Source organism: Synechococcus sp. MU1655 (assembly GCF_023630655.1).
Lineage (GTDB): Bacteria > Cyanobacteriota > Cyanobacteriia > PCC-6307 > Cyanobiaceae > Synechococcus_C.
On record NZ_JAKUHK010000018.1, the window covers coordinates 1 to 14,634 of the forward strand.

Consider the following 14,634-nt stretch of genomic DNA (forward strand, 5'->3'; position numbering starts at 1 on the left):
CAAACAGTAGTTTCACGGTGCCAACGGGACCGTTGCGGTGCTTGGTCACGATCACTTCAGTGATACCTCGGTCTGGGGTCTCCGGGTTGTAGTACTCGTCGCGGTAGATCATCAACACCAGATCGGCGTCTTGCTCAATTGAGCCTGATTCCCTCAGGTCGCTGAGCATGGGGCGTTTGTTGGTGCGCGATTCCACTCCGCGGCTGAGCTGAGAGAGGGCGATTACCGGCACGTTCAGCTCGCGGGCCATGCCCTTGAGCCCCCTGGTGATCCGCGAGATCTCCTGCACTCGATTGTCGGGGCTGGAACCCTCCATGAGCTGCAGGTAATCAATCACCACGAGGCCAAGCTCTTTTCCTTGTTCGGCCATCAGCCGGCGACAGAGCGAGCGCATCTCAAGGACTCCTGAGTTCGGCTTGTCATCGATGTACATCGGTAATTGCCCCAGGGTGTTGATGCCTTGGCCCAGCAAGGGCCATTCCTCCTGTTGCAGCCGGCCGGTACGCAGGCGGCCCGCTTCGATGCCAACCTCCATCGACAGCAGGCGGTAGGTGAGTTGCTCTTTGCTCATCTCCAAGCTGAACATGCACACCGGAAGGTTGTGCAATTGAGCCACGTTTTTGGCCAGGTTGAGCACGATCGAGGTTTTGCCCATCGCTGGCCGGCCGGCCACGATGATTAGGTCGCTGCGCTGCAGGCCTTGGGTCATCGCATCCAGGTCGTAGAAGTTCACCGGAATGCCCGCTACCGAGGTGCCAAGCGATCGGCTTTCGATCTCGTTGAAGGTGCTGGTGAGAATTTCAGCGGTGGGAGTGAGGCCTTTGGAGGGTTTCTCTTGGCTGATGGCAAAAATTTTCTGTTCGGCCTCATCCAGCACCTGCTCCATCGGCAGGCTTTGGTCAAAGCCAAGCTGAATGACCTCATTGCCGGAGCGGATCAGCTGCCGGCGCAGGAACTTATCCATCACCAGCCGAGCCACCTGCTCGATGGAGGCTGTGGATGCCACCCGTTCCACCAGCTCCACCAAACGGCTGCTGCCGCCAACTTTCTCAAGCGATCCCGTATCGGCCAGCCAGGCGGTCATCGCGGTGAGATCGGTGGGCTTGCCCTGGCTATGGAGCATCACCGCGGTCCGAAAGATCTCCCGGTGGGCACCTAGATAGAACGCCTCGGCTTGGAGCACGTCGGCAACCCTTCCAATGGCGTCGGGATCCAACAAAATCCCCCCCAAAACCGCTTCTTCCGCTTCCAGGTTCTGGGGTGGAAGCGAGTCGGGTAGAGCTTCGAAATTGGGCTCGTCGCGTTGACGGCCTTTGCCGTAGCCCCGCTGTCCCCCACCTTCGCTCGCGCTGTGATCAGGTTGGGAGACACTCACCATGGCAGTGAACTGGCGCCGTTAAGTCCTCACACTCTGGCTGGCCGTGAAGCCCATGCCAAGAGTCAATAACTGACGACTTCGAGGTTGATTTCTGCTGTGACTTCGCTGTGCAGCTTTACCTGCACCTTGTAGGAGCCCGTGCGATGGATATCGGGAACGGTGATGTCGCGGCGATCCACTTCCTTCTTGGTGGCCGATTCGATCGCTTCGGCCACGTCGCCATTGGTCACGGTGCCAAACAGCACGTCGTCTCCACCTGTTTGCTTCTTCACGGTGAACCGCCCGATCGTGTCGAGAGCGGTGCGGAACGCCACAGCATCCTGCTTGAGGGTGGCTTGCCGCTCAGCTTCCTTGGCCCTTCGGTGCTCGACCTGCTTCATCACCGCTGGGGTGACGGGAACAGCTTTGCCGAAAGGAAGCAAGAAGTTGCGTGCGTATCCGGGTGCTACGTCAACCAGATCGCCATCGCGGCCCAGGCTGAGGATGTCCTCATTGAGTACGACTTGTACGCGCTTGGCCATGGCGATTTAGAAGAGGTTGACGATGAGAAGCGATTGCGAAGTTTACGACGCGACCGGTAGGCGGACCTTGGTTGCGAGTCCTAAGGCGCGCAAGAGGCGGATGTGTTCCCAGGTGAGATCGATTTGACCTGGCTGCATGCCGTGGCGTGCGGAGTGGGGGAATGCATGGTGATTGTTGTGCCAGCCCTCGCCGAAGGTAAGCGCCGCAACCCATTTGTTGTTGCGTGATGCGTCACCGCTGTCATAGACGACGTTGCCCCAGCAATGGGTGGCGGAGTTCACAAGCCAGGTGACGTGATAGACGACCACCAGGCGCAAGGGAATGCCCCACAACACCAAGGCCCAACCGCCAGCACCTGTGGCCGTGCCGATCCAGAACAACAGCAAACCAAGGGGGAGCTGGAGCCAGAGGAAATGGGCATTCAGCCAGCGGTAATAGGGATCACTCATGAGATCACCGGTGAGGCGAGGCACTGCAGGCATGGCTTCGATCGGGTGGAACATCCAACCCATGTGACTCCACCAGAACCCGCGATGGCTGTTGTGATGATCTGCATCCGTATCGGAAAACTTATGGTGATGCCGATGCAGCCCCACCCAGTCGATCGGACCGTGTTGGCAGCTCAGGGCCCCGCAGGTTGCGAAAAAGCGTTCCAGCCAAAGGGGTAGGCGGAAGGATCGGTGTGTGAGCAGGCGGTGATAGCCAAGGGTGACACCAAGGCAAGCTGTAACCCAGTACAGAACCAGCAGGCTGGTGACAGCAGGCCAGCTCCAGAAGCCAGGCAGAAGGGCCACCGCCGCAAGGGCGTGGATCACGATCATGAATCCAATCGTGACGGAATGTTGGTGATTTTTAGGGCTGGTTGCAGGCTCGCCTTTGCGTGGGCGACGAAGAAGACTTGCTTGAGCCACTGCCAGATGCGAAGCTGCCGGCCGACTGGGCGGCGACGGAGTTCTGATCGTGCTTGAAACCATGGCTAATCCGCTTGATGTCCATAATTTACACCCAATAAGGATCCGTATCAAGTGACGAAGGGAGAAGTCGTTTCTGATCATGTGACCAAGGGTTACCGGGATCGGCTCGATGAGGGCCGTCGGGCGATGGCGCACTTGATCCATGTCTGGCATGAGCGCAATGGCTGGTCCCACAAGGTGTTGCCTGCCCTCGCGGATGCTCTCGATCTCGGTCGTGTGCACAATTCCCAAATTTCGAACTTGCGCAACGGCAAGCTTGCCTCCCCCGGCCCCGAGGTGTTCCTGGCTCTCGGGCAGGCCAATGCGATCCTTGATGCAGGCTTGGATCCGATCCAAGAGCATCTCGCTCAGGTGCATCCCGATCTACTCAAGGTGCTCAAAGTGAGCGCTGTTCCTGTTGTCAGCGCTAATGGCAACCCCTTGGGTGCAGGCGAGTTATTGGAGATCTTTGTAGGCCTCGCCCCTTTGCCACCTGGTTTTGATTGGCGCATTGATCCCGTCGAGGCGGCCGCCTTGAGTGCAGCGCTTGCCGATTGTCTGTGCCGCGGGAAGTCGTGGCGTCAGTGCCGCGATCAGTTGATGACTGCTTATCCAGTCGGAAAAACCCAACGACGGGAGCGTTTCGCCGCCGTCATGGCGGGTCTGCGTGATTATTCAGCGGAGGAGCTTGATGGGGAGTTTCTCGATCTCCACGCCACCTATCTCGTTCTGGGTGGTCAAAACGGGGAGACTCCAGCCGCATTTCTTGAGGAATTGCGCCGTCGTCTCCCCTTGATGGAAGCTTGAGAGGATTAGCCGGAGTAGCGGGCTTGTCGCACTTTGCGGGTGAGGCCGAGTCTGCGAAGCAGGCGAATGTGCATCCATGTGATGTCAAATTCGAACCATCGCAAGCCATGGCGGGCGCTATCCGGATAGGCATGGTGGTTGTTATGCCAGCCCTCTCCAAAGGACAGCACAGCCACCCACCAGCAGTTGCGTGAGAGATCAGGACTGTTGAAATTCCTATAGCCAAAGGCGTGAGTGGCGGAATTCACCAGCCAAGTCACGTGATACACAACGGCGAGACGTAAGGGGATGGCCCATAGAACGAGACCAACTCCTCCTCCGTGCACTCCTGCTGCTTCTCCATACCAGTAAAGAGCTAACCCCAGTGGAATCTGGAGCAAGAGAAACCAGCGGTCGAGCCAGACATAAAAACGATCACTCAGCAAATCCCCCGCATAGCGATGCTTCTCTTTCAAGGCGGGAATGTCGTGGAGCATCCATTCGCTGTGACTCCACCACAACCCTCGGCCCGCATCGTGGTGATCATTGGGTTGATCTGAAAAGCGGTGATGGTGGCGATGCAGAGCCACCCAATCGATCGGTCCGCTCTGGCAGGCCAGGGTGCCCATCACCACGAGAATCCGCTCCAGCCAACCGGGCACTTCAAAGCTGCGATGCGCCACCAGCCGATGCAGGCCCAGGGTGACGCCCAGTACGGTCATCCAATACAAAACGCCGAAGGCAACCAGACCTTGCCAGCTCCAAAAGCGTGGAAGTAAGGCCACCGTTGCCAGCACATGGATCACGACCATGAAGCTGGTGGTCCCCCCTTTAAGGCGGCGCTGGTGTGAGGGAAGCATCTGACGCGGTGCCATCACGGCTGCGCGAATGCGCAGCTCGCGTTTGGTGCTGGCGTCAGCCGGGGTGGATGTGACCAAAAGAGTCTCCGTGCACCGGATCTAGAGATTCAGACGACGAGAAGCCGGTGAATCTTGAGTCGGCTGGAAAGTGCGAATGTAAAAGAATTCAGCACAAAAAGTGCAACCAAGGAGAGATGGATTCAAATCCTGAGGATCGCTCAATGGCTGCTGCGACCGTTGAGGAGTGGGCGCAGGCGCGAATTTGGCAAGCGAGAGATCGGCTCAGGCCCATGGCAGAGCAACGCACGGAAGGCGTGTCGGTTCGCTTGGCAAAGGTGCTGAACGCCTTTGCTGCGGAGCGTGTCGGGACCCAGCATTTCGCGTCTGTGAGCGGCTATGGCCATGGCGATCAGGGGCGAGAGGTGCTGGATCGTGTCTTTGCCAGGGTGCTGGGTGCTGAAGCTGCAGCTGTCCGACTTCAATTTGTGAGTGGCACCCATGCGATTGCTGCCGCTCTATTCGGGGTGTTGCGCCCTGGGGAGCGGATGCTCTCGATTACGGGCCGTCCCTACGACACCCTTGAAGAGGTGATTGGTTTGAGGGGAGAGGGGCAGGGGTCTCTCCGTGACTTCGGCGTGCGGTACGACGAGCTTCCCTTGCTCGACTCTGGAGCGGTCGATGAGGCGGCTTTGGAAGCGGCTTTAGAAACCCCCCGCCGGCTGGTGTTGATTCAGCGCAGCTGTGGATACAGCTGGCGCCCATCGCTCTCTATCGACACGATTGGACGCCTCTGTGAGCGCATTCATGCCCGGCAGCCCGATTGCGTTTGTTTTGTAGACAACTGTTATGGAGAGCTGGTGGAGGAGCGGGAACCTCCGGAGGTTGGTGCCGACCTGGTGGCTGGTTCGTTAATTAAGAATCTTGGTGGCACGATCGCCCCCGCTGGTGGCTACGTGGCTGGTCGGGCCTCGTTGGTGGAACAAGCCTGCTGCCGGCTGACGGCCCCAGGGATTGGGAGCGAGGGCGGCAGTGGTTTTGACCTGCATCGCCTGCTCTTGCAGGGCTTGTTTCTCGCTCCGCAGATGGTGGCGGAAGCCTTGATCGGTGCAGATTTGGTGGCGGCTGTGTTCGCTGATCTTGGCTATCCAGTGCAGCCCTCCGCTGGGGAGCCCCGCAGTGATCTCATTCAGGCTGTGCAGATTGGAGACCCAGATGCCTTGAAATTGATTTGCCGGGCCTTCCAGGGGGTCTCACCAGTGGGCTCCTATCTCGACCCAGTGCCTGCGCCGATGCCTGGTTATGCCAGTGATTTGGTGATGGCCGGCGGCACCTTTATCGATGGGAGCACCAGCGAATTTTCTGCCGATGCTCCCCTGCGAGAGCCGTTCAATCTCTATGTGCAAGGAGGAACCCATCGCGCCCACGTTGAGCTGGCTCTAACTCGGGCGCTTTGCGCATTGTTGACGGCAGGTTGGGTTGATCTGGCGCAAACTGGATAACAACCGCATCTTCTGGCCCGATGGCCTTCGACTTCCCCGACCAGTTTCGGTTCGCCGACAGTCATGAATACGTCCGGCAGGAAGCGGAGCTTGTGCGGGTTGGACTGAGCGCCTATGCGGTTGATCAGCTCGGCGACATTGTGTTCGTGGATCTGCCAGAGGTTGGGGCTGATCTCAGCCGTGGAACCAGCTTTGGAACCGTGGAATCGGTGAAGGCCGTTGAGGAGATGTACGCGCCGATCACGGGCAAAGTGGTTCAGCGCAATGAAGCAGTGTTAGCCAATCCTGAGGAGCTTCAAAATGATCCTCATGGAGAGGGTTGGCTTCTGGTTATTCGCCCGTCAGAACTTCCCCAGATTGAAGAGTTGATGGATTCAGCGACTTACTCCGCCAAGGTGGCGGCTGCATAACGGAAGCTTGATTGGGTCGTCGATGCGGCGGGGACTTCCTTACAGTCGCCGTCACCGCAACCGGCCTTTTGACCTTGCTTGAACAGCGTGTGTCTGACGCGTCGGTGGCTGAGCCGCTTTCCCCGTTCGTAAGTCGCCATATCGGCCCCGGAGAGCAGGCGCAACAACGGATGTTGAAGGCGCTTGGATTTAAGGACCTCGAGGCGTTTTTACGCGCTGTAGTTCCTGCCAATATTTTTGATTCACTGCCTCCTGTTGAGGCTCTTCCCCGTGGTTGCACCGAAGCCAGTGCTCTGGCTGAGTTGCGTGCTTTGGCTGACGCCAATCAGGTGCGCCGATCGCTGATTGGCTTGGGTTACTACGACACGGTGACCCCAGCGGTGATCCAGCGTCAGGTGTTGGAAAACCCCTCTTGGTACACGGCCTATACCCCCTATCAAGCTGAGATCGCTCAGGGGCGTCTGGAAGCACTGTTCAATTTTCAGACCCTGATCAGCGAGCTCACGGGCTTACCGATCGCTAACGCCTCGCTGCTCGATGAAGGCACTGCCGCAGCAGAAGCAATGGCCATGAGCTTGTCCACCTGTCGCCGTCAGGAGGCCAAGCGATTTTTGGTGGACGCTGCTGTGTTGCCCCAGACATTGGCCGTTTTGCAAACCAGGGCCCTCCCCATTGGAGTGGAGCTGGATGTGGTGGAGCCGGAGGCGTTCCGCTGGGGCGAGGATGTCTTTGGGGTTTTGCTCCAACTACCAGGGCGTTGTGGGCGCCTTTGGGATCCGACCGCCTGCATCGCTGCTGCCCATCACAGCGGTGCCCTCGTCACCGTGGCGGTGGACCCCCTTGCCCAGGTGCTGCTCGCACCGGTTGGTGAGCTCGGTGCCGACATCGCCGTTGGAAGCACCCAGCGTTTTGGTGTGCCGATGGGCGGGGGCGGTCCCCATGCTGCCTTTTTTGCCACCCGCGATGCGTTTCGTCGCCAGGTTCCTGGCCGAATTGTCGGCCAGTCCCGCGATGCTGATGGTCAGCCAGCGTTTCGGCTGGCCTTGCAGACCCGTGAGCAGCACATCAGACGCGACAAAGCTACGAGCAACATTTGTACGGCCCAAGTGCTGCTGGCTGTGATGGCGTCGTTTTATGCCATCCATCACGGCCCGGAAGGGCTGGAGGCGATGGCCCACAAGCTTGTGGCGCTTCGGTCTCAGCTCGAACAGGCGGTTCGTCAGTTGGGCTATTCGCTTGAGGAGACGCCTCGTTTTGACAGTTTTGATGTCTATGGATCGATGGCACCGCAGGTCCATCACCTGGCAGCAGGTGAAGGCATCAATCTTCGTGTTTTGCCCGATGGCGCCTCAGTCGAGACTGCTCAGGGATTTGGAATCAGCCTGGATGAACTCTCGGACTCGGACGAGATCAGCCGTCTCATCGCGGTTTTGGCCCAAGCGGTGGAAGCTCCTGTCCCAACCGACCTAGGAGAGCTGAGCAGCGATGCACTTTGGAAAGGCGTTCCCTGTCGCCAAGCTCCCTGGCTTCAACAGTCGGTCTTTCATCGCTACCGCAGTGAAACCGAGCTGATGCGCTACATCCAGCGATTGGTGAGTAAGGATCTTTCCTTGGTGCACGGAATGATTCCCCTGGGAAGCTGCACCATGAAGCTCAATGCGGCTTCAGAGCTTGTCCCTGTGAGCTGGCGGGAGTTTGCGGCGATGCATCCCTTTGCTCCTCTGGATCAGCAGAAGGGGTCTCAGCGCATGGTTGAGGACCTCGCAACGTGGCTGGCTGCCCTCACCGGTTTTGCAGGTGTGTCGCTTCAGCCCAATGCCGGTTCGCAGGGGGAATATGCAGGGCTGCTTGTGATTCGTGCCTGGCATCGCTCCCGCGGAGAGGCCTCCAGAGATGTCTGTCTCATCCCAACCAGTGCCCATGGCACCAATCCAGCCAGCGCCGTCATGGCGGGCATGCGCGTCGTGCCGGTGGCCTGCGATGACGAAGGCAATGTGGATGTGGAGGATTTGCGCGCCAAAGCGGAGCAGCACAGCGCATCCCTAGCGGCCTTGATGGTCACCTATCCCTCAACACACGGAGTGTTTGAGGTTCGTATTCGCGAAATCTGTGCGCTCGTGCATGAACACGGTGGGCAGGTGTATCTCGATGGAGCCAATTTGAATGCGCAGGTGGGTCTATGCAGGCCTGGTGCCTTTGGAGCTGATGTCTGCCACCTGAATTTGCACAAGACCTTTTGCATCCCTCACGGTGGTGGTGGGCCTGGTGTCGGTCCAATTGGGGTGGCATCGCATCTGCGGCCGTTTTTGCCCGGACACCCCTTCATGGATTGTGCAGGAGAGCAGGCCATTCAGGCCGTGTCCGCTGCTCCTTGGGGAAGTGCAGGCATCTTGCCAATTAGCTGGATGTATTTGCGTTTGATGGGCCCTTATGGCCTGCGTCAGGCCACTGCCATCGCACTTCTCTCCGCTAACTACTTAGCCAGTCGCTTGGATGCGCACTACCCAGTGCTGTTTCGAGGGGAGAGTGGGCTGGTGGCCCATGAATGCATCCTTGACCTGCGGGGCCTGAAGCGAACCGCAGGATTGGAAGTGGATGATCTGGCAAAACGTTTGATGGACTTTGGCTTTCACGCCCCCACGGTGAGTTGGCCTGTGGCGGGCACGGTGATGGTGGAACCCACTGAAAGCGAGAGTTTGGAAGAGCTGGATCGCTTCTGCGACGCGATGATTGCGATCCGCGCCGAAGCCGCAGCAATCGAAGATGGATCCAGTGATCGGGAGAACAACCCTCTGCGCCGTGCACCGCACACCTTGGCTGCGGTCACAGCTGACAGCTGGGATCGTCCCTACAGCCGGCAGCAGGCTGCATTTCCGCTTCCTGAGCAAGCCAGCAACAAGTTTTGGCCTTCAGTGGCACGCATCGACAACGCCTTTGGCGATCGAAATCTGATTTGCACGTGTCCCAGCGTTGAAGAGATGGCCGAACCCGTTGCAATGCGGTAAGTTCACTGAAATCGGAAATAAACGTTTCGATTTCAACCACGCATGCTGACCTGTTTGCACACTGATCGGCAATTGCTCCGTCTCAGGAGGCAACATGAGTAACGACATTCCTAACATTCACGGTCAAGTGGTGTTAGCTCCAGCTGCTGCAGGCGATTCGCTTCAGTTGCCTGACCTCCCTGAGTGCCTGCAGGCAGCATTAGGACGTGGTCATACTCTTGCCATTGAGGGCACCAATGTGGTGCGCGTTCCTTTTGGAGTGCGTCGTTCCCGCCGAGTACGCCCCGAACGTCCAGAGCGTTGGGCAACTTTGGTGTTGCCATTGCAGCCCAATGGATCACCCACGCCCCCACAAGCGGCTTAAAAAATTTACTTAGGCAGCTTCAATCAAGTTGGTGCTGGCTTCGAGTTTCCAATCAACAAGAGATTTTGCGTCTTCGATCGAACAGATTGCTGTCCTAAAAGGTAGAAGTTGCATGGGGCTTCGTTCTGGTCGAACCAACCAACTCTGATTCGGTTGTTGCAACAGAATGAATCCGCGATAGCGCACTACGAATTGTGGTTCGCTAAGAAATCCCATGGAGGCTGGGGAATCGGATTGATATAGGTGTTATTTCAAGGCGAAAATGCAAATTTAAGCGTTAGCAACTGATTTTCTATAGATTCTGTTTTTGATTGTCAGTGTTTGATCATTCGCTGAGAGATTCGTCCTGTCAAAGCTGCGATGAGAGTTGATTGATGGCATTTGATGCAGCCATAGTTTGTGGTATTTGATACAACAAATAGCTTGGGTCTGTTGTACCAAAATTCACTCGGCTAGCTCAGCCCAAATAGGAGTAAGTCGGTCTGATTGCTCGAGGAGTGGATTTGGCCCATCTTTGCTTGGGTTGGATGAAACCCAAGCCCATCGCCTTGGCAAAGATTTGATGGGGATGCAGCGGTTCCACCTGAGGTCGAGATCGCGCCGTTGATCATCTGAATCCAGGCCTTTGGATAGGCGAGTTTTGGAAGTTGGATGCTTTTGCCTTGGGCAAGCCGTAGGCGCCAGAGCTGAATCGGTCGCGCAATCGCCATGGCTTCGCTGTTGTTTGGATCCAGCACTGGGATCCATTCCTGATCGGTTAGGGCAATTGTTCGTTGCTCATAGGCAGGCTCGAGTCCTTGCTGGCTGGGTTCGATCCAGATCTGCAGCAACCGGCAGGTTTGTTCGCTTTGATTGATTTCGCTGTGCATGATTTCAGTTCCGGCGCTCATGCGCTGCACATCTCCAGCCTGAATGACGCTGTGGTTTTTGGCCGAATCCTGGTGTTGGAGCTCCCCCTCGATCATCACCGTGATGATCTCCATGTCGTGATGGGAATGCATGCCAAATCCCCGACCGGCAGAAATCGTGTCGTCATTGATGACGCGTAGAGGCCCGAAGCCCATCCAGTTGGGATCGTGATGACCCGCGAAGGAAAAGCTATGCCATGACTCCAGCCAGTTGTTGGCGCTATGGAAGCGCTCTTGTGCTGGACGAAAGACCAGCGATGGATGGCAGGTGTTGGAGGGAGGTGTCATTGGGGGGCCTGTTTCTGTCCTAGGCGATGCAGTAAGTCCTGAATGGTGTCGTCCTTGGCTGGTTTGGCGTGATTGCTGACCAATTGACGACCCACCACTTCGGCCCCGAGATGGGTGAGCTGGATGCGAAGTGATAGAAGCAGTTCCAAGCCCACGCCTCCGGAGAAAGTGGCGATGACGATTGGCCGGCTATTGAAGAGCGCCCGAAAGTTGTCGCCTTGCACAGACAGCCAGGCAATCGCATTGGTGAGGCAGGGCGGAATCGAGCCGTTGTATTCGGGTGCACAGATCACCCAGCGGGGGGAGGCCATGAGTTGGGCCTCCAGGGGGGCGATCGCCTCCGGTGTGCCTTGCGTTTGAGCTCTGGGGGTGAATAAGGGCAGGTCGATGGTTGTGAGATCGAGTAGCTCTGCCGATTGGCCTAGGTTTCCCGCCGTTTCAACGAAGCGCTGGGCCAGCTTGAGGTTTTCGCCGTTGCTTGCGGTGATCACCAAGACATCGCTTGTTTTTGTTTTGTTCATGCCCAGAATTTCCACCATGCACGCTGAATTTTGCCTGATGTCTTCGCCTTCAGGTCGTGGCTGCCGTCGCAGTAAGGACTGCTCTTTGTGGCTCCACCGTTGCAGGCGTAGATCGTGGTGCGAACGATGATCCCGAGGTGCCGCCAAGGGTGGACTACGCGTTGACGGACCTCGGTCGTGAGTATTGCCAGTGCTGGATGATCTGCACGCCTGGGGCGGGCGTTAGGCGGACTTCAATTCCGCTTCCCGATAGGGCACGAAGCTGGCTTTGCGAACACCGCAAATCGGGCAGGACCAATCATCTGGAATCGCTTCGAAGGGGGTTCCGGGCTCAATTCCGGAGTCGGGATCGCCTTCAGCGGGGTCATAAATCATCGAGCACACCTTGCAGATCCATTTGCCCGGTACGGGCTCATCGGCCTGACCCGCTTGGCCTTTGCCTTGTAGTGCTTCAAGGGCAACGCCATAGGACTCGGCATGGTGCTGTTCGATGGGCGTGAGCAGGCCGAAGTTTTTGGCAGCTGTTTTAAACATGCCTGCGTGATCTTTGGATTCGCTGGTCTGTTCGTTGAACTCCGCTTCTGCTCCATGATCACGATCGTTGCGGGCTTGCTGGGCAAACTCCGGATACATGGTGGTGTATTCGTAGGTTTCGCCCTCGATGGCAAGCTCTAAGCAGCGCGTGAGCAAGGCCTGTTTGCCCTCCTCGCTAAGCGCGGCGGGGTCAGTAACAACAAGCTCAGGGTGCAGCAGGCGGAAGTGTGCAAACGCGTGTTCTGTTTCTTGGGCGGCGGTGTCACGGAAGAGCTTGGCGAGATCGCTGCGACCGAGCTTCTTGGCGACATCGGCAAAGAACAGGTATTTGCGATTGGCCATGCTTTCGCCGCCAAAGGCGGCTTCGAGGTTGGCCTGGGTAGAGGGCTTGGAAAGATCCATAGGTTGATTGGTCGATCATTTGATACTAGCGCTATCTCATACTCGCTATGAGTTAGCGCTCAGGGTTGCTGGGTCTGATTGGCGCAGTCCGTTAGTAGTTCGCGCCGCTGCGCCGTTGATGCACCGCCGTATCGGCTTTGGAATCGAGTACTCCTCCATGGGAGACCTCGGCGTAAATCAGCCAGTGATCCCCGCATTCCATACGTTGTTTCACCGTTGCTTCCATCCACGCCAAGGCCTCTGGGAGCAAGGGCTGTTCATGGGGGCTGGCTTTCAGTTCCAGCCCGGCAAAGCGATCGGCTCCAGGCTCAAACGGTTGGAGGAATTGCTTCATGGGCCCGCTCTCGCGCCCTTCGGCGAGCACGTTTAAAGCAAAGCAATCGCCGATATGCAGAAGGGCCTCAACGGCTCGATCCTTGGCGACTGCAACGGTGAATCCCGGTGGCGTGAAACTGGCTTGGGAGACCCAGCTCGCAATCATGGCGCCGGAGAGTGCACCCTTTCGCGCGGTAAGAACACAGAGAGATCCCACGACCCGACCCAGGGCCAGCACGGCAGGGTCACTGCGGCTTTCACTAAGCCCGCCTCCGCTGCGGCGTTGCTGTTTGCGTTGCTCCCGATGCAACTCGCGGCCGAATCGGGTGCCGGTTTCTTCGAGGGTTCGAATCATCGCTGCGTCGGGACTGAACTTCACCCGGATCGGGTCGAATGCAAAGTGAAATCCGCCGTCACGAAGCTTGTTTTCCAGCAGGTCGATGGCTTCACCGCTCCAGCCAAAGCTGCCAAAGACGCCCACGGGTTTACTGCGGTCTCCTTCGGCAAGGAGCGTCCCTAAGGCGGAGACGATCGGCGTTGGCGCATGGCCACCGAGCGTTGGTGAGCCGATCAAGATGCCGTTTGCTTGTTTGATCGTGTTGATCAGTTCGTTGGGAGGTGTGAATTCACAGTTGAGACTGGTGATTCGAATCCCAGTGCGACCAACACCTTGAGCTAAAGCATCAGCGATGGCAGCCGTGTTTCCGTAAGCACTGGCAAAGAGGAGTGCAACGGACAAGCTTGCTTGTTGTTGGCTTTCTCCCCAGCGTCGATAGTCATTGAACAAACTGCGCCAGCTTGTGTCGATGGCTGGACCGTGGCCAGGAGCCACCGTGGTGATGTCCAGCTCTTCAAGGCGCTCTACAAGGGAGTCCACCTGGCCTGCCATCGGTGCCATGAGGCAGTCATAAAAGTGACGTCGCTCTTCTTCCGTTGCACTGCGTCCGGACTCAGCCCATTCGTGGGTGCAGATGTGCGCTGAAAACAGCTTGCCGCTCATCAGAAGTCCGAGCGACTGTTCAAACGCCAGCAGACCCCCGGGCCATCGGGGGGTGGGCGCGGGAACGAGTTGAAGCTGGTGCCGATGGCTGAGAGGCAGGGTTTGCTCTTGGCGGATCACCTGAATGGCTGGCAGTTCGGGGATGGCTGGTTGTTCGCTCGCCTGACCTGGCGCTGCAGGTTTGCGTTGTGACCAGAGTTCTCCCAGGAGCTTGGCTCCAGCGTTCGAGGCAATCAGTTCCAGTGCGGGGTAGAGGCCTGCCAGATCACGAAGCAGCGCCACCCTGTTGGGGTTGACGTGGCCAACCACAACCTTGAGTTCGGTGGTTTCGGCGGGAAGCAGGCCGGCAAGAGCCGGGAGGAAGGCCTTGTCGTAGGCCTTGCCTGGAGGATGCACCAGGAGTGCGGTCTGATGATGGCCCTCGCCATCCGTGCCGGCATCAAACAGAAAACTGTTGGCAGTGCTGCCCCGTTCCAGCGCATATTCCAATTCGAATCGGAGCCGTTGAGGACTCAGACCCCGCAGGCAAGTGAGTCCGTCATCGATGGGCAGGCTGATCACTTGCCGCGTTGCTGCTGCAGAGGCCTCGAGGTTGGATGTTGCCATTAGTAGTGGTTCCCAACTTTGCGGTGATGGACGGCTGTCATGGCGTTGGCATCAGCCACGTTTCCCTGCTCCACCACGGCATAGATCACCCAGTGATCGGGGCCTTCCATGCGTTGTTCGACGCGGCAACCCAGGTAGGCCAGTGCATCTCCGAGGACGGGGCCGCCTTCGGCCTCCTCCTCTAGCACATTGATGCCGGCGAAACGGTCGGCGCCGGGTGGGAAGCGCTTAAGAAAATGTCTAAGCAGTTGTTGATGGTTGTCCTCTCGGAGGATATTCAGCA

At 57.9% G+C, this 14,634-nt stretch carries 15 protein-coding genes; 5 read left to right on the plus strand and 10 right to left on the minus strand.

Annotation, left to right across the window (positions count from 1 at the left end; all coding sequences use genetic code 11):
* The 3 genes from dnaB to NCN04_RS01840 form a co-directional block, all read right to left on the minus strand.
* A partial coding sequence (gene dnaB / locus NCN04_RS01830) for a replicative DNA helicase (RefSeq protein ID WP_250394999.1) occupies nt 1–1,378 on the minus strand: 1,378 nt, incomplete at its 3' end.
* Nucleotides 1,379–1,440: 62 nt separating this feature from the next.
* Nucleotides 1,441–1,899 carry a 50S ribosomal protein L9 gene (gene rplI, locus NCN04_RS01835; RefSeq protein ID WP_048347487.1) on the minus strand — a complete coding sequence of 153 codons (459 nt, stop codon included), beginning with the start codon at nt 1,897–1,899 and terminating at the stop codon, nt 1,441–1,443.
* Nucleotides 1,900–1,941: 42 nt separating this feature from the next.
* Nucleotides 1,942–2,874 carry an acyl-CoA desaturase gene (locus NCN04_RS01840; RefSeq protein WP_250395000.1) on the minus strand — a complete coding sequence of 311 codons (933 nt, stop codon included), beginning with the start codon at nt 2,872–2,874 and terminating at the stop codon, nt 1,942–1,944.
* Between the two features lie 51 nt (nt 2,875–2,925).
* Between NCN04_RS01840 and NCN04_RS01845 the strand changes: the two genes are divergently transcribed.
* A complete protein-coding gene (locus NCN04_RS01845; protein ID WP_084764116.1) occupies nt 2,926–3,660 on the plus strand; it encodes a DUF8644 domain-containing protein in 735 nt (244 codons plus the stop codon).
* 5 nt (nt 3,661–3,665) lie between these two features.
* On the opposite strand, the gene NCN04_RS01850 is transcribed toward NCN04_RS01845, so the two are convergent.
* Nucleotides 3,666–4,514 (minus strand): acyl-CoA desaturase, encoded by an 849-nt coding sequence (locus NCN04_RS01850; RefSeq protein WP_371190341.1) that lies wholly within the window; start codon nt 4,512–4,514, stop codon nt 3,666–3,668.
* A gap of 206 nt (nt 4,515–4,720) precedes the next feature.
* On the opposite strand from NCN04_RS01850, the gene NCN04_RS01855 reads away from it, so the two are divergent.
* The 4 genes from NCN04_RS01855 (at nt 4,721) to NCN04_RS01870 (ending at nt 9,777) form a co-directional block, all read left to right on the plus strand.
* Nucleotides 4,721–5,998: a methionine gamma-lyase family protein gene (locus tag NCN04_RS01855; RefSeq protein WP_250395004.1), complete on the plus strand. Its 1,278-nt coding sequence runs from the start codon at nt 4,721–4,723 to the stop codon at nt 5,996–5,998.
* A 20-nt stretch (nt 5,999–6,018) separates the two neighbouring features.
* A complete protein-coding gene (gene gcvH / locus NCN04_RS01860) occupies nt 6,019–6,408 on the plus strand; it encodes a glycine cleavage system protein GcvH (protein ID WP_048347484.1) in 390 nt (129 codons plus the stop codon).
* A gap of 68 nt (nt 6,409–6,476) precedes the next feature.
* A complete protein-coding gene (gene gcvP, locus NCN04_RS01865; RefSeq protein WP_250395005.1) occupies nt 6,477–9,413 on the plus strand; it encodes an aminomethyl-transferring glycine dehydrogenase in 2,937 nt (978 codons plus the stop codon).
* A 94-nt stretch (nt 9,414–9,507) separates the two neighbouring features.
* Nucleotides 9,508–9,777, plus strand: coding sequence for a hypothetical protein (locus tag NCN04_RS01870; protein WP_048347482.1), 270 nt, complete (start codon nt 9,508–9,510; stop codon nt 9,775–9,777).
* A gap of 9 nt (nt 9,778–9,786) precedes the next feature.
* Here NCN04_RS01870 and NCN04_RS01875 read toward each other — a convergent pair whose 3' ends face one another.
* From NCN04_RS01875 to NCN04_RS01905, 6 genes are all read right to left on the minus strand, one after another.
* Nucleotides 9,787–9,993 carry a hypothetical protein gene (locus NCN04_RS01875; RefSeq protein ID WP_048347481.1) on the minus strand — a complete coding sequence of 69 codons (207 nt, stop codon included), beginning with the start codon at nt 9,991–9,993 and terminating at the stop codon, nt 9,787–9,789.
* Nucleotides 9,994–10,229: 236 nt separating this feature from the next.
* Nucleotides 10,230–10,973 (minus strand): pirin family protein, encoded by a 744-nt coding sequence (locus tag NCN04_RS01880; RefSeq protein ID WP_250395001.1) that lies wholly within the window; start codon nt 10,971–10,973, stop codon nt 10,230–10,232.
* Entirely contained in the window at nt 10,970–11,512 is a 543-nt protein-coding gene (locus NCN04_RS01885; protein WP_250395006.1) for an NADPH-dependent FMN reductase, read from the minus strand. The genes NCN04_RS01880 and NCN04_RS01885 overlap by 4 nt, the downstream gene beginning before the upstream one ends.
* Nucleotides 11,513–11,716: 204 nt before the next feature.
* Complete coding sequence (locus NCN04_RS10615; RefSeq protein WP_048347479.1) at nt 11,717–12,430, minus strand: rubrerythrin family protein; 714 nt, start codon at nt 12,428–12,430, stop codon at nt 11,717–11,719.
* 91 nt (nt 12,431–12,521) lie between these two features.
* The gene (locus NCN04_RS01900) at nt 12,522–14,351 is read right to left on the minus strand and encodes a diflavin flavoprotein (RefSeq protein ID WP_250395002.1); all 1,830 of its coding nucleotides are present in this window, start codon (nt 14,349–14,351) and stop codon (nt 12,522–12,524) included.
* Nucleotides 14,351–14,634: flavin reductase family protein (locus NCN04_RS01905; RefSeq protein WP_250395003.1), on the minus strand; the 284-nt coding region annotated here is incomplete at its 5' end. The genes NCN04_RS01900 and NCN04_RS01905, both read right to left, overlap by 1 nt.